11 protein-coding genes and 1 pseudogene are annotated in these 19,044 nt (G+C 60.3%); 4 read left to right on the top strand and 8 right to left on the bottom strand.

Annotated elements, in window-relative coordinates:
• Positions 1-21: 21 nt before the first annotated feature.
• The 3 genes from BN4575_RS03355 to flaB (BN4575_RS03365) form a co-directional block, all read right to left on the bottom strand.
• Positions 22-456, bottom strand: coding sequence for a flagellar protein FlaG (locus tag BN4575_RS03355; RefSeq protein WP_068977142.1), 435 nt, complete (start codon positions 454-456; stop codon positions 22-24).
• Positions 457-489: 33 nt separating this feature from the next.
• Entirely contained in the window at positions 490-1,410 is a 921-nt protein-coding gene (flaB, locus tag BN4575_RS03360; protein WP_068977143.1) for a flagellin B, read from the bottom strand.
• Positions 1,411-1,995: 585 nt separating this feature from the next.
• Positions 1,996-2,919 carry a flagellin B gene (gene flaB / locus BN4575_RS03365; RefSeq protein WP_068977144.1) on the bottom strand — a complete coding sequence of 308 codons (924 nt, stop codon included), beginning with the start codon at positions 2,917-2,919 and terminating at the stop codon, positions 1,996-1,998.
• A 381-nt stretch (positions 2,920-3,300) separates the two neighbouring features.
• On the opposite strand from flaB (BN4575_RS03365), the gene BN4575_RS03370 reads away from it, so the two are divergent.
• The 3 genes and pseudogenes from BN4575_RS03370 (at position 3,301) to BN4575_RS03380 (ending at position 5,884) form a co-directional block, all read left to right on the top strand.
• On the top strand, positions 3,301-3,933 hold the full coding sequence (locus BN4575_RS03370; protein ID WP_005333975.1) for a trimeric intracellular cation channel family protein: 633 nt from the start codon (positions 3,301-3,303) through the stop codon (positions 3,931-3,933).
• 100 nt (positions 3,934-4,033) lie between these two features.
• Positions 4,034-4,426, top strand: coding sequence for a hypothetical protein (locus BN4575_RS03375; protein WP_068977145.1), 393 nt, complete (start codon positions 4,034-4,036; stop codon positions 4,424-4,426).
• 129 nt (positions 4,427-4,555) lie between these two features.
• A pseudogene (locus BN4575_RS03380) lies at positions 4,556-5,884 on the top strand (IS4 family transposase).
• A gap of 53 nt (positions 5,885-5,937) precedes the next feature.
• Here BN4575_RS03380 and thiI read toward each other — a convergent pair.
• Positions 5,938-7,386, bottom strand: coding sequence for a tRNA uracil 4-sulfurtransferase ThiI (thiI, locus tag BN4575_RS03385; RefSeq protein ID WP_042022213.1), 1,449 nt, complete (start codon positions 7,384-7,386; stop codon positions 5,938-5,940).
• Between the two features lie 177 nt (positions 7,387-7,563).
• Here thiI and BN4575_RS03390 point away from each other — a divergent pair, with 177 nt between their 5' ends.
• Entirely contained in the window at positions 7,564-8,529 is a 966-nt protein-coding gene (locus BN4575_RS03390) for a hypothetical protein (protein WP_068977146.1), read from the top strand.
• A gap of 426 nt (positions 8,530-8,955) precedes the next feature.
• Here BN4575_RS03390 and pbpC read toward each other — a convergent pair whose 3' ends face one another.
• The 4 genes from pbpC to BN4575_RS03410 all read right to left on the bottom strand — a co-directional run bounded on the left by pbpC (position 8,956) and on the right by BN4575_RS03410 (position 19,006).
• The gene (gene pbpC / locus BN4575_RS03395) at positions 8,956-11,379 is read right to left on the bottom strand and encodes a penicillin-binding protein 1C (RefSeq protein WP_068977147.1); all 2,424 of its coding nucleotides are present in this window, start codon (positions 11,377-11,379) and stop codon (positions 8,956-8,958) included.
• Between the two features lie 10 nt (positions 11,380-11,389).
• Positions 11,390-16,288 (bottom strand): alpha-2-macroglobulin family protein, encoded by a 4,899-nt coding sequence (locus tag BN4575_RS03400; RefSeq protein WP_068977148.1) that lies wholly within the window; start codon positions 16,286-16,288, stop codon positions 11,390-11,392.
• 165 nt (positions 16,289-16,453) lie between these two features.
• Positions 16,454-17,113, bottom strand: a complete 660-nt coding sequence (locus tag BN4575_RS03405; RefSeq protein ID WP_068977149.1) for a DedA family protein — start codon at positions 17,111-17,113, stop codon at positions 16,454-16,456.
• A gap of 204 nt (positions 17,114-17,317) precedes the next feature.
• Positions 17,318-19,006 (bottom strand): FAD-dependent oxidoreductase, encoded by a 1,689-nt coding sequence (locus BN4575_RS03410; RefSeq protein WP_068977150.1) that lies wholly within the window; start codon positions 19,004-19,006, stop codon positions 17,318-17,320.
• Between the last annotated feature and the right edge of the window lie 38 nt (positions 19,007-19,044).

Genomic DNA, 19,044 nt, shown 5'->3' on the forward strand with positions numbered 1-19,044 from the left:
GATTTACCTCCCCCACTAAACTCAGATTTGGTTATCCAGCAATAGTCCACTACGAGAGCCCGAACTACCATCGGTCTCACGCAATGTCTGAAGACGTTTACTGATGGAAAGCAGCTCTTCACTCGGGATCTGGCGGATCACAGCACGCGTGTCCGCATCCATAACTCTAATAACCACTTTATCCAAGTCCCGCTCTACACTAAAGCTAACTGTCCATCCTTGTAATTGGCTGAATTCCTGCAATTTTTGTACCTCATTTTCCACATCGATGGGGGGCTGGTTGGATCGATGACTTGCATGCTCCACTCTGTCTCCATCTCGGATCGAGGCTCCCGCTGTCACCTGCTGCTCTTCGGGCACACCAGAAAGCAAAGGAGCGGCCTGCTGGCCGCTCTTGCTATTGGACTGAAGAGAAGAAGGAGTGACCGATGACGGGTTTCCAATTTCACTTGCCATATTGTCCCTCCTCTCTTATGTCTTTGCTCACTCTTAACCCAGCAGGGATAACGCTGATTGAGGTCTCTGGTTGGCTTGGGCCAAGATACTGGATGCAGCCTGTTGCAAGATATTTTGCTTGGTCATATTGGCGGTTTCAACGGCGAAGTCGGCATCACGCACCCGTGAACGTGCTGCGCTCAGGTTTTCAGCTACGTTGGACTGGTTGCGAATAGTGGAGTCAAAACGGTTCTGCACCGCACCCAGCTCGGCACGCTTGCTGTCAACCGCCTTGATCATATAGTCAAGGTTCGCCATCGACAGCTGCGCGGTACTCGCCGCCGTGATGCTTTTCACCATACTTGCCTTCAGGGCAGTACCGGCTGTGAGGCTGACCTTGTAGGGCTCTTTAGACAGACTGGTCGCCGTATTCTTGACTATTTTGGCACTGCCTTTGGTCACACCGGCAATACCGCTGATGGTAAAGGCCGACGACATCTTGAAGGTGATGGTCTGGGAAGCATCGGCACCCACCTGGAAGGATCCGGTGTATTTGCCATCGAGCAGCTTCTGGCCACCAAACGTGGTGTCGCTCGATATACGATCGATCTCGGTTTTGAGCTGATCGTATTCCTGTTGCAGAGCGGTACGGTCATCGGCGTTATTTGAACCGTTCGAAGACTGCTGTGCCAGGGTGCGCATACGCTGCAGCATGCCAGAGACTTCGTCCATCGCCCCTTCGGCCGTCTGCGCAACCGAGATACCATCATTGGCATTACGGTTACCCTGATCAAGGCCGTTAATCTGAGAGGTTAAACGGTTGGAAATCTGCAAACCAGCAGCATCATCTTTCGCACTGTTGATGCGTAAGCCAGATGCCAAACGAGTATAAGAACTATCCAACGATTTGTTGGTATTCATCAGGTTACGCTGAGCGTTCAGTGATGATGTATTGGTGTTAATGTACATGGCCATAAAAATTCTCCCGAAGAACATGCGACTGCAGGTTGCGTCGTCCTAACAAAACGACGTCCCACCGTTTGAAGAGCAGGTTGAACATTCCTGTCTCTTCTGGCGGGTGTCTGTTTGAACGAACAGGCCACCCGCAGTAGTGCAAGCGTTGGATTCCGAACACCCCTCGATTGCTTCACTTTATTTAACGGCAGCGCAGAGACAAGCTTTAGGAAAATTGTTGCCTAAAGCGGCAAGTTTTCTCCGGTAGGCGGCAATAGGGCAAGGAGACTGAACGACGTAGCCGAGCTGCCAACATCAGACGAGGCCTGATTTTACGGAATGGAATGTATTGGCATGGTTCATGCTTTAAACTGACAGGGTGACGTCAATTTGGCGACACAATAAAAAGAGGCCGGTAAACCGGCCTAAAGATGAGCATATGCTCAGGAGAATATGACCAAGCGTGACAGAACTGAACAGCTGGACAACACTTGGCATTACTAGTAGAGAATTATATCTCTCCCGATAGAACAGAGTGCGACCCGAACACCCCTTTGTTCCATCTCTTGACCAGGGCGGCCTGAACAACCGCCCTGTTTTCTTTTATTAGCCCTGCAGCAGTGACAGAGCAGACTGCGGACGTTGGTTGGACTGCGACAAGATGCTGGATGCCGCCTGTTGCAGAATGTTCTGTTTGGTCATGTTAGCCGTTTCTACCGCAAAATCGGCATCACGGATCCGTGAACGAGCGGCACTGACGTTTTCCGAGACGTTGGACTGGTTGCGAATAGTGGAGTCAAAACGGTTCTGTACCGCCCCCAACTCGGCACGCTTGCTGTCCACCGCCTTGATCATATAGTCAAGGTTGGCCATCGACAGTTGGGCGGTGCTCGCCGCCGTGATGCTCTTCACCATACTAGCCTTAACGGCGGTAGCTGCGGTGAGGCTGACCTTATAGGGCTCTTTGGATAAACTTGTCGCCGTATTTTTGACGATCTTTGCACTGTCTTTAGTCGCACTGGCAATACCGCTGATGGTAAAGGCCGACGTCATCTTGAAGGTGATGGTCTGGGCAGCATCGGCCCCCACCTGGAAGGAGCCAGTATATTTACCATCCAGTAACTTTTGACCACCAAAAGTCGTGTCGGCCGCAATACGATTAATCTCGGTCTTTAGCTGGTCGTATTCCTGCTGAAGGGCCGTGCGATCGTCCGCATTGTTTGACCCGTTGGCCGATTGCTGGGCCAACGTGCGCATACGTTGCAGCATGCCGGTGACTTCATCCATCGCCCCTTCGGCAGTCTGGGCAACCGAGATACCGTCGTTTGCATTTCTGTTTCCCTGATCAAGACCATTAATCTGGGAGGTCAAACGGTTGGAAATTTGCAGACCAGCGGCATCATCCTTGGCACTATTAATACGCAGACCGGAAGCCAGTCTGGTATAAGAGGAATCGAGCGACTTGTTCGCATTGGTCAAATTGCGCTGAGCATTCAGCGAGGATACGTTAGTATTGATAAACATGGCCATGACTATTCTCCTAAGCTATTAAAATTACTCTTCTATTTGCTCAGGCTTTATTATTTTCTGTGCCCGATGCGCCTTATTTAACGGCTCGTTTTTGGATGTCTTTAGCATTTTTTCAACGCTTCATCGCATTAACGCCGCTTACCTTATATATCGGCGGGTCAGGGGGAAACTTAAGGAAAAAAACGGGCCAAAACACGCGATAGCAGCAACGTCCTGAACCCCGCCAACGGCGGGGGCAAGCGGGCACACACGAGACTCTCCCGGTTCGGCAGCGAGAAAAAATCACGGCCGACTCTCAATTTTGTCGAGCACAGTTGGCGATTGGGCTCGCCAGCCCCTAAAATCGCGGCCCCATCAACAATTTGGCGTGAGTTGTTCTCCATGCAGACACTGGTTGAGCAGATTGTTTACATCAGCGACATGTTTGGTACTGCGGTATTCGCGTTTTCAGGGGTATTGGTGGCTGGCCGGCTCAGAATGGACGGGTTTGGCGTCATGGTTTTGGCGGCGGTCACCGCCATCGGCGGCGGCACCATCCGTGACATGATCCTGGGGGCAACCCCCGTATTCTGGGTACGCGATCCGCTCTATATCTGGGTCGTCATCGCGACGGCGCTGATCGGCATGTGGATGGTCAAACTGCCCCGCAGGATGCCCTGGTATGTGCTGCCGGTGGCCGATGCCTTCGGACTGGCCCTCTTTACCGTGATTGGCGCCCAGAAGGCCCTCAACTTCGGCACCCCGGGGCTGATTGCCGTGATCATGGGCACCATGACCGGGGTAGCCGGCGGCATGATCCGCGATGTGCTGGCGCGAGAAGTGCCCATGGTGCTGCAAAAAGAGATCTATGCCACCGCCTGTATCCTCGGCGGCATTCTCTATACCCTGGCGCTGGAGGCGAATATGGACAGGGTAACCGCCATGCTCATCTGCATGACGGCCGTGTTTGGCCTGCGGGTTGCCGCTATCTACTGGCACCTGTCACTGCCAACCTTCTCGCTGCAACGCAATTGAGAGCAGGCCCACAGCGCCATCATGTCGCTGTGGGCCTTGCGTTGAACCAAATCGGCTTTTCTGTTGTCATAGAAACAGTCGTTGTTAGCCGGAACTTCTCATGCGCAAAATCGGTATGCTTACCACTCTTATCCTGGCGAACGTGACAGTAGCCCACGCCGAAGCACAAGCGGTATTTGGACGCCTGGCCTCGGCGCCGGTGCAGCAGTTCAACCAGCAGATACGTCAGGCAAGCCATCAACAGCAGCACTGGGTCAATGACTACCGTGAGGTAGCACTACGATTCGTTGGCCATGGCGACATACCCAGTCGCATCCACGCCCAGCAGCTGGACAATGATCTGGTGCTCTCGGTCGCCCTCGATGGCAGCATGAGCGACATGATCTACATCCTGACCCTCTATCGCAACGACAACCTGTGGCAGATGCGGGAGGCGGAAATGGGCTGGCGTTGCCAGGGGCAAGACTCCTTCACCCCGGTCCCCTGCCCCTGATGGTCATGGCTGACTCTGTGAAATAAAAAAATCCGGCACAGTGGCCTAATGCCGATCAGTTAAGGATCCATTGACCGATCCTTCTGATGTGTGAAAATCCGAAACCTGTTGATTGGTTTCGGATTTTTTATGCGTATCGCTCAAGCTCTCGACTTTCTCCACGCCAGCAATGCCGCCCAGTTTGAGTCACTCTCCGACCTCATTTCCCCCGAGCTCATCACGACTCTGCTCGGCGAAGAGGGCGTCGCTACCCTGCGCCGTCGCCGTATGCCCATGGAGCGACTGGTCTGGGCCATCATCGGCATGGCCATCTTCCGCCACGTCCCCATGACCCAGCTGGTCAATCAGCTCGATATCCTGTTGCCCGGTGACCGCCCCTTCGTTGCCCCCAGCGCCTTCCTGCAAGCTCGCCAAAAGCTCGGGGATAAGAGCATCGAACGCCTGTTTCACGAGACCGCCGCAGGCTGGCACCAGCAGGCCAATCACCCCGGCTGGGCCGGACTGCGACTGCTCGCCGTCGATGGCGTGATGTGGCGCACGCCCGATACCCCGGATAATGCCGCCGCTTTTGCCAAACCCGGCACCCAGCATGGGGAGACCGCCTATCCGCAGGTGCGCATGCTCTGCCAGATGGAGCTGACCAGTCACCTGCTTGTTCAGGCGGTCATGGAGAGTTGCGCCGTCAACGAGATGGTGTTGGCCTAACAGCTTGTCGCGCGTACGCCGGACCACTCGCTGACCCTGTTCGACAAGGGGTTTTACTCCCTCGGCCTGCTGCATGCCTGGCAAACCGCTGGCTGCGAGCGTCACTGGTTGCTGCCACTCAAAAAGGGCACGCAATACGAGGTGGTGCGCAAGCTGGGGCGTCAGGATGTAGTGGTACGCCTGACGACCAGTCCACAGGCACGCAAGAAGTGGCCGCAGCTGCCGGACACGGTGGAAGCCCGCTTGCTGACCCGCAACATCAACGGCAAGGAGCGGCAAGTGCTGACCTCGATGGTTGACCCGATGCGTTTCCCGGGTGCCGACATCGTCGAGCTCTACAGCCATCGCTGGGAAATCGAGTTGGGCTATCGGGAGATGAAGCACAGCCTGCAGCAGCACCGGCTGACCCTGCGCAGCAAGAAGGCGGTGGGGATACGGCAAGAGCTATGGGGTGTGTTGCTGGCGTACAACCTGCTGCGCAGCCAGATGGTAAAGATGGCGGCGAGCCTGAAGGGATACACGACGAGCCAGCTGAGTTTTCACATGGCATCGGTCTATCTCATCCATGAGTTGAGCTGCATGCCGTATGTGTCGCCGGGGAATATCCCGGGACGCGTTGCGGAGCTGGAGAAACAGGCGGGGCAGTTTGTATTGCCGGCCCGAAGGGAGCGAAGTTATCCCCGCTGCGTGAAGCCAAGGCCACAGAAATATAGTGTGAAAAAAGCCAATAAAAACAATGCCAGTCAGGCTTAACTGACTGGCATTAGGCACAGTGGCCGGATTTTTTATTGGAGGTGAAAGCACGCTTACGGGCGGTATACCTTGACGTTGTCAAAGCCCTTCTCTTTCAGATAGAGCGCCTGCAACTTGCTCATCACGCCGCGATCGCAATAGAGCAGATAGGTCTTCTCTTTGGGCAGATCGCCAAAGGCGGTGGCCAGCTTGAAGAAGGGGAGGTGCAGCACTTCACGACCTTCCACCACCAGCGGCTTCTCGTCGTGTTCGTCGGCAGAGCGGATATCCAGGATCACCTCGTCAGCGCCCAGCACTTGAGTGGTTTCGACCTCTTGCACTTCCGCGGCTGTCTCTTCACCGATACGGCGGATATCGAGGTAACGGGCCTCGGAGACCACCTTGTCCAGAATGGCGAAGTCGAAGTTGGCCTCTTCTGCTTCAATGCGGGAGAGCTCGGCTTTCACGGTCGGCTTCTTGGAGATGACGCCGCAATACTCCGGCATGGTCTCGGCAAACTCCAGAGTGCCGATGCGGCGCGCTTCGCTGATGATATCCGGCTTGTCCCAAGTGATGAGCGGGCGCAGGATCACCTTGTCGATCACCCGATCGATGACGTTGAGGTTGGTCAGCGTCTGGCTGGAGACCTGACCCACGCACTCGCCGGTCACCAGTGCCGGGATCTGGAAGTAGTCGGCAACCTGACCTGCGGCACGCATCATCATTCGCTTGAGCACTACGCCCATCTGACCGTTATCCACTTTTTCGAGGATCTCGGCCACCACAGGTTCAAAGTCGATAGCGGTGAAACGCACCTTGTGGGAGGCGCCAAACTTGTTCCACAGGTAATAGGCGACCTGCTTGACCCCGATCTCGTGGGCAGCACCACCCAGATTGAAGAAGCAGTAGTGCACCCGGCAGCCGCGTTTGATGAACTGGTAGGAGGCGACACCGGAGTCGAAACCACCGGAGAGCAAGCTCAGTACATCTTCCTGAGTGGCCATAGGGAAACCGCCCATGCCGTGGTGCACCGCACTGATGATGTAGAGCTCGTCATTTTCCACTTCCAGATTGACCTGGATGTCCGGCTTTTTCAGGCGCACCCCAGCGGTTTCACAATGCTGGTTGAGGCCACCGCCCACATAACGCTCCAGCTCCAGCGAGCTAAAGTCGTGCTTGCCAACGCGGCGGGCACGGACGCAGAAGGTCTTGCCTTTCAGGCGATCGCCCCAGACGGCGCGGGTCTGTTCGAAGATGTCGTGCAGGTCGGTAAAGTTGCTCAGTTTCACTTCGAGGAAGTACTGAATGCCCGGGATACAGGCCAGGGTCTCGAGATACTGGGCGTGGAACTGATCATTGCGGGAGCTCACTACCAGCTTGTCCCAATCCATCCGTACGCGGGCATCCTCGTCGAAGCGACGCAACACGTTGCGAATGTTGCCCTGCAACATCTTGGTGAAGCGCTGGCGAACTGATTTGCTCTTGATGGTGATTTCCGGGAACAGCTTGATAATGAACTTCATGGTTTTGACTCGGGTGGCCTTGATTTAAGGGCGCGGATTATATCAGAACTTTGTGGCAAGCGGCTACTGAATGAGCGCTTGCTCACATTACGCCATGCAATGTTTGCCGCCCGCCCGCAATCTTGCGTATATTCCCGAGCCTGCGCCTCGCCAGATTTTTGACAACAGACTGATCCGATGAAGACCTATATCTACTACCCCGGCATGGAGGTACGCGACGAGCGTTGGCTCAAATTTGCCCTGCTCTATCTGGAGCGACTCGCCTTCGTCTTCACCGTCAGTGAAAAAAGTGGCCTCACCGCCTTGTTGGACACGCTGGAAGATCAGACCGATCTGCTGGCCGAGCGTCCGGACCCCGCCTTCTTCGCAACCATCACCCCGCAACTGGAGAGCCAGATCAGCGGCCTTATCGCCCCCGATTTCGTGCGCCACAAGGTGTTTGGCAACAAGGAGCTGATTGATCGCTGGCGCCAGCGTACCAACCATGACTGCTTCTGCCCGGCTCAGACCGGACTGGAGCGGCTGCACGGTTTTTGCCTGACCCACGGCTTTGCGACCCGGGATGAGGGGGGGATCAGAATGGCGCGGCGCTTTGCCAACCTGCTCTCCATGCGCCTTGCCCGTGAGTGGGCACTCGCCAATGACGGCGCCCTCATTACCGATCACGACTATCTCGACCGCCTGCTTCACCTGCTGGAATCCCGCTACCACAACCGGGGTGGTCAGGATTGCTTCCACCTCGAGATCCCGTTGCAAGTGCCCACTCACTTGGCCGACATTCCGTTTGCAGCGCTGATTGCCCTGCGCGGGCGCAGCGGCTTTCGCCAGCAACTGGCCGAATTTCATCAGGCCCTCGACCATCTGCTCGCCATGCTGGGTAGCGGCTATGCCGACCCGGCGGTTCTGACCCGCTTCGAGCAAGCCCAGCAAGGTCTCAATCAACTGCTGGGGCCCGAGACCCTCAGCATGCCGCTCACCACGCTGGTCAGCACCAGCCTGCCCGCCATGGCGATGATCCATCAGTTAAAGGCAAGCCATCCCGACAGCAATCTCATCTTCCATCCCATCAAGAAGAGCCACTTTCACCAGCGCAAGAGCCAGCATTTCTTCACCCGGCTCGGCCATCTGCGCCAACCGGGCTGAATCGGCGGAATTAAAAAGGGGTTGGCATCTGCCAACCCCTCTCGTTATCTGCGGCCTACCAGTCATCACCACGGTGATTGGCCCGCTCTTGCGCCTGCCTACGGGCCTCCATCGCCTTGTCACGGCGGATACCCTCACTGGTACAGGCAAACTGTTTCTCGTAACAGCGTACAAAGCTTTCTGAGCCAGGCTCGAAAGGTGAATAGAACCCGGTACGTTCGGGAGAAACATGGTGATCACCATGATTTGTAGTGGCACAGCCCGAACTCATCAGCACCAGCAAGGGACACAAAACACGCAGCAAAAGGGAACTCCAGATTGGATTTGAATGAGTTCGTAATTATTCATGAATTAATTCACCCAATCAAATATTGATGCATTTCAAAGGCTTAATTACATTCACCTCAATGGCTGTCGGCAAAACGCTCAACGGGTGATGGTGCCGGCCTCACTGTCAGGACGCACCACGTGAAACTCGATACGATCGCTGTTGCCCGCCTCGTCCACCACCACCAGCTGATAGCGTCCCGCCACACTCAGCACCTGATCCCCGTCCCAGCGCAGCCGCTGACCGTTGAGAAACCAGAACGGCTTGCCGACACCGCCCAGCACCTTGGGCTGCAACCGGTAACGCTGACTGCGAATAAGATTGCCCTCCCCCAGCGCCACGATGCGAATGGGGGCCTGCAGCTCGGCGCTCTGCCTTTCACCTTTGCAACTGCTGGCGAGCAGCGCCTGTCTGCGCTCGCCGGGTGTGCGCCAGGGTTCCAGTGACAGCGGCCAGAGCGCCCGAAAGCCGGATTGCGCCGCATCCTGACAGCGGGCCAGGGTCGGCTTGCCTTCGGCGGTCAGTGCAACTTGGCGCAGCGGCGAGGGCCAATCCATAGGATCCGGCAAGGTGGGGGGATCCCGCGCCTCCAGTAGCCAGGCGCTCTGGCGTTGCAGACAGGCCTCAGGCAGGGTAGCGCTTGCATTGCGCCCCAGCGGCCAGCAGATCTCGGCCTCGCTTACCGTGTTGGGCTGCACCGGCAAGGGGCTGTTGTCGGCCAGCCGCGAGTAGACAGAGAGTAGCAGCGGCACCGCCGCACTCTGGCCGTAAAAACCCGGCAAGGGGGTGCCGTCGGGACGCCCCAACCAGACGCCGATGGTCCAACGACCGGAGACCCCCATCGCCCAGCTATCGCGATAGCCGTAGCTGGTGCCGGTCTTCCAGGCCAGTCGGTTGACCCGGCCGGTCGCCTCGCTGGCAAAGGGCTGATCCGCCCGTCCCTGCGCGCTCAATATCTGCCAGATGATCCAGGCCGCCCCCGGGCTCAACAAGGGGCGCGACACCGCCTGTTGCCCCGCCAGCCAGACCGGCATCGCCACCTGCCCCTCACGGGTCAGCGCGCTGTAGAGTGCCACCAGCTGCTCGAGCCGGATCCCCGCCGCCCCCAGCGCAATAGCCGGATTGGGTTTGTCAGAGAGCGCCAGCCGCACCCCGGCGTTGTCGAGGCGGCTGACCAGCTTGTCCGGCCCGAGTGCCTCCAGCACTTGCACCGCAGGCACGTTGAGGGATTGCTGCAATGCCTGAGTGAGAGTCACCGGCCCCTGAAAGGCACCGGAAAAGTTGGCGGGGCGATAATCAGAGCCCACTCTTGGCGCATCGGAGAGCAAAGAGGCCGAGTGCACCAGCCCCTCATCCATCGCTAGGCCGTAGATAAATGGCTTGAGGGTGGAGCCGGGAGAGCGGATCGCCTGCACCATGTCGAGGTAACCGTGGCGGCGCAGGTTGCCATACTCGGCGCTGCCCACATAGGCGCGCACCGCCATGGTTTTGTTGTCCACCAGCAGCAGGGCGGCAGAGGTCTGCTCGGGGAAGCGGCGGATATAACTGGCCACCCGCCCCTCCAGCCAGCGCTGCAGATCGCCGTCTATGGTGGTGTGCACCAGCGCCCCCGCCTGATGGTCAGCGGCGAGGCGGGCAAACAGCGGTGCCTCCATCGGCGTGAAATGGCCGCGAGCCAGCACCGGCTCGATGCGCCCCTCCTGCCACACCGGCTCGGGCCAGACCCCTTGTGCCACCAATCGCTGCATCACCTTGTCGCGGGCGGCGCGGGCCCGTTCGGGATGCCTGTCCGGCCGGTTGCGGCTGGGGGCCTGTGGCAGCACCGCCAGCAGCGCAGCTTCGGCATAGGTCAGCTTGGCCGCGCTCTTGCCGAGATAGGCAAAACTCGCCGCCTGCACCCCCTCCAGATTGCCGCCAAACGGCGCACGGTTGAGGTAGACGGTGAGCAGGGTGCGTTTGTCGTAATGCCACTCCAGCTGCAGCGCGCGCGCCATCTGGCGCAGCTTGCCGGGCACGCTCCTGTGGTAGGGCTCGATCAGGCGCGCCACCTGCATGGTGAGAGTCGAGCCCCCCGACACGGCCCGCCCGTAGCGCAGCCACTGCCAGACACCGCGCACCATGGCCACCGGATTGACTCCGGGATGCCGCCAGAAGTAGCGATCCTCGTAACCTAGCAATGCCTCGATATAGCGGGGGGAGACCTGCTCCAGCGTCACGGGGTAACGCCACACGCCGCTGGTATCGGCAAAAGCGCGCAGCGGCCGCCCCTTCATGTCGAGTACCACCCGGGCATAGGCAGGGTCGAGCGGTGGCGGCGGGAAGATACGATCCAGCGCCAGCAATGACAGGAGCAGTGCTACAACTCCCAGCAGCGAGAAGCGCAGCCAGCGCGGCAGACGGCCAAGCCAGCGCCGACAGGCGCGGCCACTGCGACCGAGCCTCAGCCAACCGCGCTGCCAAAAAGTGATCAGACGAACCCGCTCAAGGGAGGGCTCGTTGCTCAGAGGGCATCTGCGACTCATAAAGCGCCAGCTACTCAGAGATAACGACCTCGTGAATATCCTCACCCACGGCCCGCAGCTCGGGCCGGTACATATCCTCCACCTGAGTCGGCGGCACCTGATAGCGACCCGGCGTCACCGCCCGCATCAGGTAGACCAGCTGCTGGTTGCTCCCCTCGCTCAGATCCAGCGCCGCCGTGTAGCGATCATCGCGAAACTCCTGATGCTTGAGGTAGTCGTTCCACTCGCTCTGCCACGCCGGTTTCCCCTCAATGGAGAGCTCTTCGAGCTTGATGCTGTTGCCAAGAGCCGGATTCTCCAACTCGAAGCCCGCCGGCACCATCTCCACCAGCAGCGCATCGGGCACTGCCGATTCACTGCTGACATTGAGCCGCACCACCACCAGATCGCCCACCTTCACCTTGGCGGGATCGAACGGCTGACCGTCGCTGTTGAACCAACTGCGGGTCACGCTCATCCCTTTGCTGATCCGTGCTGGCGCTTGTTCGGGGTAGCCGATCAGGGTGCGCTGCACATAGAGCGAGCCCTTGCCCTCGTTGGTGACGGCGCTCGCCGCCAGCGCCTCGGGGGCACCAAGCTGCAACAGGGCCGAACCGCTCAGGGATTCACTGCCAAAGGATGAGGCGACCTTGGCCTGCCAGTCGACGGCTGGGTCGAAACGGGCGAGTCGCAGCAGGGCGAGCCGCTCCTGGGTGCTGAGCCACTGACGATGAGCCAGACTGTCAGCCACCTTGGCACTGAGGGCCGGCCAGCGCTCCGCAGCCAGCTTGTGCTGGCGCAGCAAGGAGAGCTCAAGGGCTTCATCGCGCAGCGGTGAACCGTAATCCCCCAAGTAGTCGTCACCGCGTTCAGTCGCCAATGCCCGGCTGAGGGCCTTGGCGGCATTCTGTTCATCCCCCATGGCCGAGAGGGCCAGCGAGAGGTGCAAGAGCGGCAAACCGGAGCGGGCGTGATCGGCCTGCTGCTCCCAGATAAGGCGCAGGGTAGCGAGCGGTGCCTTGCCCACCCGGGCCAGCACATAGGCACTGTAAGCCTGATAGGCAAGCCGGCTGTGCTCGGGGGCACTGCTCCAGCGCTCGCCGTACTGGCTGTCGGTGAGATAGCTTTGCAGCCGGTTCAGCGCCTGATTGAGCATCGCTTCCGGCACTGCGTCGCCCGCCTCCTTGCGCGCCAGCAGGTAGTCGGCGGCATAGGCGGTGAGCCACTGCTCCTCGTCGGAGCGGCCATCCCAGAGGCCAAAACCGCCGCTTGGCAGTTGCAACCGCTGCAGTCGTTGCAGCAGGGCACGCTGCACGTCCGCCTCGCTCGCCGCTTTCTTGCCCTCTGCGGGTTTGCTCCAGACAGCCCGCTCATCGGCCGTGGTCAGCAAATAGGGCCAGGCGCGCGACAAGGTCTGCTCCAGACAGGCGTAGGGGTAGTCGGCCAGCGCCTGCCACTGGGCAGCCGGCTCCCATGGCGGGGTGCCGGAGAGGCTGAGCAGCCCCTGCAGGTTGGTGCTATCCAGCCCGGCCAGCTCGCCCGGTGCAAAGCTCATCTGCTGACCCGGGGCCAGCATCTGGTAGCGTTGACGAGTCTGGGCAGGCCAGGGGGAGCGTAGCGGCAAATACCAGTCGCGGCTGATGGCAAAATCCTTGCCGCTGGCCGCCAACTGCAGGCTCGCCACGCCGCTCGCCCCGGTCACGGTGAGCGGCAGGGTCAGCCACTGCTCCTCGCCGTTTTTAAGAGACAGCGAGCTGGGCAACTCGCCGTTTACCTTGAGCCCGCCATTGAGGGTCCAGGCAAGGGAGAGGGTCTGATCCTCGCCGCTCATGTTGCGCAGCTGAACCAGCGCCCGAGTCTCATCCCCTCTGGCACCAAAGCGCGGCCAGCCGATCTCGGCCACCAATGGCGCTACCACCTTGACGGCGCGCTCGGCCTCGCCGACTTGCTGTTCATTCCAGGCCAGCGCCATCAGCGCCAGCTCGCCGTTGAAGTTGGGCAGTTCGAGCGGGATCACCGCCTTGCCGCTCTCGTCAAAACTCACCTCGCCGCTCCAGAGCGCAGCTACTTCGACCCGGCTCTCCAGCGCACCGCCCTTTTTCAGCGGCGCCCGATCGCCACCGTAGTTAAGGCGGGCCAGCTTGCCATCCTGCGGCGGGATCACCTGACCATAGTTGTCGAACAAATCTTGGGCGAAGCGCTTGCGGCCAAAGAAGATCTCGAACGGGTCGAGGGGCTGGTAGTCGCTGATGTTGAGCACGCCCCGATCCACTGCCGCCAGCACCACCCGCCCCTGACTGTTGGGGGTGGAGGTAGCGGTCACTTCCAGCTGGGTGAGCGGCACCGCTTTATCAGGCGCGCTCAGGGTAAGCGGCAGACGGCGCGCTTCCCGGTCCAGCGTGAGCGGCACCAGCCCGACCGAGCGCAGGCTCTGCACACTCTTTTGGCTCACCGGCTTTGAACCGCTGTCTGGCGCGGCTATCTGGGCCGAAATATGCAGATCGTGGCGCTGCCACTCGGGGCTAACCGGGATCTCGAACTCGCCGCGGGCATCCTTGGCATCGCCACCGGCCCCCTTGATCTCGATGCGCTGCCACCAGCGCAGGCCGTCGCCATCCTCCACCATCAGCAACCCCTTGCCGGGTCGCGGGGCCACCAGCGTCACTTTAGCCTTGTCACCCGCCAGATAGGCGCGCTTGTCGAGGGTGATGGCGATTTTGTCAGGCCGCGCCTGCTCACCACCGCCACCCCAGGCGTAACTGCCGATCTCCACCCGCAGGCTCGATTGATGGCCTTGACTGTTCTCCACCTCGAGGCGATACCAGCCCGCCGCCAGTTGCAGCGTGAGCGGGGTCGGCCCCTTGCCATCCAGCTGCAGGGTTTGCTCCTGTTCCAGATAGGGCTGGCTGTTGAACTCGTACTTCCAACCCTCGCCATCGGCGTAGTGCCAGTAGTAGTCGCGGTATTCGTTGACCAGCCGCACCTTCACCTCGCCCGCCACCGGCTGGCCCTTGTCATCCAGATTGAGGATCTGGAAGGGCAGCGGTTTGCCCCCTTCTACCCGATCCGCCACGAAATCGGCCTTGAGCGCCGGCCACTGGCTGCCCGCGGGCCAGCCATACTGGGTGCGGCTGCGGTTGACGGCGCGGCCACCGGGCTCGGAGAGCGACACCCGATAGGTCACCTCCAGCGGCCCGAGACCGCGCACCCCATCGAGCTCATCTTGCAGCGAAAAAGTCCCCTGCCCCTGCCCATTGAGGGTGAGACTCCGCGCCTCGAGATCCTTGGCCTGCTCGGTGAGCAGCACATCCCCCAAAGTGAACTCCTGCCATTGGGTGAAAGGCATGGTAGCGCGGCTGATCTTCACCTCCGCCTTCGCCTTGGTGGCGCTCGCTGGCGCACCGTAGAGATAGTCCCCTTGCAGCGGCAGGGTGAGCGCCTGTTGCGGGGTCAGCAATTCCCCATCCGGCCCCTTGCCAAGCTGCAGTTTCAAGCGCTCCGGCAGAAACTCCTCCACCAGAAAAGGCCACTCGAAACGGCTGCCAGCGGCGGTCTTGAGGTTGATGGTCCAGCGCCCCAGCGGCGCATCATCCGGCAGACGCAGTCCGTAGTGGGCGGCGCCAAGATTGTCCGGCAACAGCCGCTTTTGCTCGAGCAGCTGGCCGTCCGGCTGTTTCACCTCCAGCTCCACCGCCATCCCCAGCAGCAGCTGGCCATCCTGCCCTTTTAGCAGGATCTCGCTGTCGAGCCGCTCGCCGGGGCGATAGAGGTCGCGCCCGCTGAACAGATAAAGCTGCTGGGCCTCCCAAGGCTGGGTGCCGAGATCGAAAGTGGAGAGATCGAGCGCCGCGCCATCGAGACGCAGCACCGCCAGATGCTTGCCCTGCTCGGCCAGCAACAGGCGAGCCCCCTGCACCTGATCGAAACGGCGATGGCCTTGGGGATCCGTGGTTTGCACCTGCAGCCGGTTGCCCTTCTCGTCGAGCAGGGAGAGTTGCACATCCTTGAGGGGGTCGGCGCTGGCCAAGGAGCTGACGAACACCTCCAGCTGATCGCGGTAACGACGGGCACTGAGCCCCATGTCGCTCACCGCGAAATAGGTGGTCTCCTTGCGCCAGTCGTAGTTGCCAAGGGGCGACATCACCGCAAAGTAGACACCGGCCTCGGCCAACTGCGGCTCCTTCACATTGATGAGGCGGGTCTCGCGCCGGTTGGCATCGAGCTCCAGGGCGTAACGGCCGCTGAACACCCGCTTGGCCCGCTGGGTGATCTGCTCAAGCTCCCAGTTGCCCATGCCGGAACCGGGGCGATATTCGGCCAGGAAACGGGGCAGATATTCCGCATCGACCCGAAAGAAGTCGATATTGACCTCGTCCACGTTGACCGCGCTGATGGGCAGGCGCAGCTCTTGGCGCAGCGGCAATACCATGCCGCTGGCAGTAAAGGAGGCCCCCGCCTCCAGCGGGCGGGTCTTGAGGGTCCAGCTCTGGGGCCCTGGGCCCAACCCCGCCTTGAGGCTCACCTCGTAGCTTTTATCGGGCTGAACGTTCGGAAAATAGAGGGTGCGGCCATCTTCGGCGAGGATCCACTCCCCCTGCAGCTGCTTGCCCCCTTCACTGACCGCGAGCCAGCTCTGCCAGTTTGCCTTGGGGGCCAATGGGCCGGAGAAGACCAGCGCCAGCGCCGGGGCATCCCGATATTGGCGGGCATTGGCTTGTACAACTGAACTCGGCGCACCGGCCTCCTGCTGCGCAGCGGGTTGCGTGGTCGGCGAATTGGCTTCGGCATGCGTGGCGGGCTTATCAGGGCCACAACCGGCCAGCAGCAGAGCAGCCAGCCCGGAGAGCAGCAGGGCCGACCAGCGGGGACGCAAAACGCCGGTTCCAGCGGTAGAGCGGTGAGAGGCAGGGGGAGAGTCGAAGAGGCGCATAGGTTCCATCCCGAGTTGGAGCGCTGCAAGCGCAGCGTGGCAGGAAACAGGATAAGGCATCCTGCTCGCCCGACACAAAGCTCATTACCCGGATGGGCACAATTCAGCGCCTCTGCTGCACAGTAACCCCCTTGCCCACTGATTTAGTGCGGCAAGGGTTGTCACCTAGTCGTGGGTGGTCTGGTTTTTTGCCCCGCCTTTGAACCAGCGAAACAGGATGGCCATGACGGCCGCCAGAAACAGCACCAGCGAAGTGATCAAAAGCGCCCGGGTCAACAGCTCGCTGTGGTGGAGGAAGAAAGGGGTATTCATCGCCAGCTTGCCCACCAGGCTAAGGCAGAGCGCCCACATAAAAGCACTGGCAAAGCTGGCCACGCACATCCGCAGCACGCTCAGGCGGCCAATCCCCATCAGCATGGGCGTCAGCACCCGCACGAACGGGATAAAACGGGAGGAGAACATCGCCAGAAAACCGTACTTTTTCAGCAGCCGAGTCGCCTTGGGCAGGCTGTCGGGGGGCAGCATCCGCTCGATATGATCCATAAAGCGGGTGCGCTGCAGGACCCGTCCCTGCCAGTACGCCAGCACGGCTCCCAGCCCCGCCGCCAGCGGCAGAAGACAGAGGGTCACTTCGGGACCAAACACCCCCATGCCCACCAACCCGCCGGCCAGCAGCACCAGGCTGTCCCCCGGCAGGGGCAGGAAGACGAATGCGGACTCCAGCAGCAGTACCAGCATCAGGCAACTGATCAGCAGGGGCACCGCCTGCATCTGAACCAGGGCGTCAAAATCCTGATGCCAAATGGCCATCAGCATATCCAGCATGTCACTCTCCCTACTACACGGTTCATCATGAACGAGGCAGGGGTTATAGCACCCATCCCCTGAACAAAACGTTAATTTTGCCCAGCACAGGAAAAAAAGTGTGTCGAAATATTGCTGTAACAAGGGGGGCGAACAGCAGAGACAAAAAGCCCCTCATCTTGCACGCACAAGGGAGAGGGGCAAACAGGCACAGAAATAAAACGGTTACTCGGCGGTGGCCATCTGCCAGGTTTTGAAGCCGCCGGAGAGATTCTTCACTTTAAAGCCGTGCTGGCTCAGCAGGCGGCAGGCGACGTGGCCGCGCAGCCCGACCTGACAGCTGATCAGCAGCTCTTTGTCCTTGGGCAGCTCATGGAGGCGACCACGCAGCTCGTCGAGGGGGATATGCAGCGCTCCCGGAATGCGACCCAGCTTGTCGAGTTCGGGGCCGTTGCGCACATCCACCACCAGCTGATGGGGGTTACGAGTCTGCACCTCGGCCACGTGGCAGAGCAGGGTGTCCCCCTTCAGGTGGTTGCTTGCCACAAAGCCCGCCATGTTGATCACATCCTTGGCCGACCCGAATGGCGGCGCATAGGTAAGCTCCAGATCCTGCAGGTCAAACACGGTGAGACCGGCGCGCTGGGCTACCGCCAGCACATCGATGCGCTTGTCGATGCCATCCTTGCCGATGGCCTGGGCGCCGTAAATCTTGCCATCCGGGGCAAACAGCAGCTTGAGGCTGACCGGATGGGCGCCCGGGTAGTAACCGGCGTGGCTGCCCGGGTGGACATAGACCTTCTCGAACGGCAGCCCCAGTTGCACCAGTCGCTTCTCGTTCAGCCCCGTGCTGGCCACCGCCAGATCGAACAGCTTGCAGATGGCGGTCCCTTGGGTCTTTTTGTAGGTTTCGCTTCGGCCCAGCATATTGTCGGCGGCGATGCGCCCCTGCCGGTTGGCCGGGCCCGCCAGCGGGATCAGCACAGATTCGCCGGTGACGAAGTCAATCTCTTCGACCGCATCCCCCACCGCATAGATAAAGGGATCCGAAGTACGCATCCCGGCATCCACCTTGATGCCGCCACGCGGGCCCAGCTCCAGCCCCGCCTTGGCGGCGAGCAGGGTTTCCGGTTTGACACCGATGGCGAGGATCAAGAGACCGGTATCGAGATGAGAGCCGTCATTGAGGGTCAGGCGCAGGCCACCACTGTTGGCGGTCGGTACGGCGGAGGTTTTCTCGGCAGGCAGATCCAGACTCTCGATGGCGGTGAGACCGGTGCGCAGGCGCAGGTCGATCCCCTCTTCCCGGATGCGGGCATGGAGCATGTTGGCCATCTCCTTGTCCACCGGTGCCATCACCTGATCGGAGAGCTCCAGCAGGGTGACATCCAGCTTGCGCTGGTGCAGCGCCTCCATCATCTCCAGCCCGATAAATCCGCCCCCCACCACGGTGACGTGGCGCGGCTGATCGTGGTGCAGGGCTGCCAGAATGCGATCCATGTCCGGAATATTGCGCAGGGTATAGACATGGGGGCTGTCGATGCCGGGGAAGGGAGGACGGATCGGCGCCGCCCCCGGGCTCAGCAACAGCACATCGTAATGCTCGCGCTGCTCTTCACCGGTTTGCAGGTTGCGCACCAGCAATGTCTTGCCCGCCCTGTCGATCTCGATCACATCGTGGAAGACCCGCACATCGACGTTGAAACGGCGCTTGAAGCTCTGGGGGGTCTGCAGCAGCAAGGCATCCCGATTGGGGATATCGCCCCCGATGTGGTAGGGCAGACCGCAGTTGGCGAAGCTGACAAACTCGCCCCGCTCGAACATCACGATCTCAGCCTCTTCACTCAAACGGCGAGCACGAGCCGCCGCCGATGCGCCCCCCGCGACACCACCGATAATCAGGATCCGTTTCATCTGCAAGACTCCTCATACATGATAATGGGCAATAAATT

The organism is Aeromonas sp. EERV15, from assembly GCF_900079845.1.
GTDB classification, from domain to species: Bacteria; Pseudomonadota; Gammaproteobacteria; order Enterobacterales; family Aeromonadaceae; genus Aeromonas; species Aeromonas sobria.

What these genes read in the sequence shown, in the direction of transcription:
- BN4575_RS03355 (WP_068977142.1), bottom strand. Translation starts at nt 456, where the DNA reads ATGGCAAGTGAAATTGGAAACCCGTCATCGGTCACTCCTTCTTCTCTT.
- flaB (WP_068977143.1), bottom strand. Translation starts at nt 1,410, where the DNA reads ATGGCCATGTACATTAACACCAATACATCATCACTGAACGCTCAGCGT.
- flaB (WP_068977144.1), bottom strand. Translation starts at nt 2,919, where the DNA reads ATGGCCATGTTTATCAATACTAACGTATCCTCGCTGAATGCTCAGCGC.
- BN4575_RS03370 (WP_005333975.1), top strand. Translation starts at nt 3,301, where the DNA reads ATGCAGACACTGGTTGAGCAGATTGTTTACATCAGCGACATGTTTGGT.
- BN4575_RS03375 (WP_068977145.1), top strand. Translation starts at nt 4,034, where the DNA reads ATGCGCAAAATCGGTATGCTTACCACTCTTATCCTGGCGAACGTGACA.
- thiI (WP_042022213.1), bottom strand. Translation starts at nt 7,386, where the DNA reads ATGAAGTTCATTATCAAGCTGTTCCCGGAAATCACCATCAAGAGCAAA.
- BN4575_RS03390 (WP_068977146.1), top strand. Translation starts at nt 7,564, where the DNA reads ATGAAGACCTATATCTACTACCCCGGCATGGAGGTACGCGACGAGCGT.
- pbpC (WP_068977147.1), bottom strand. Translation starts at nt 11,379, where the DNA reads ATGAGTCGCAGATGCCCTCTGAGCAACGAGCCCTCCCTTGAGCGGGTT.
- BN4575_RS03400 (WP_068977148.1), bottom strand. Translation starts at nt 16,288, where the DNA reads ATGCGCCTCTTCGACTCTCCCCCTGCCTCTCACCGCTCTACCGCTGGA.
- BN4575_RS03405 (WP_068977149.1), bottom strand. Translation starts at nt 17,113, where the DNA reads ATGCTGGATATGCTGATGGCCATTTGGCATCAGGATTTTGACGCCCTG.
- BN4575_RS03410 (WP_068977150.1), bottom strand. Translation starts at nt 19,006, where the DNA reads ATGAAACGGATCCTGATTATCGGTGGTGTCGCGGGGGGCGCATCGGCG.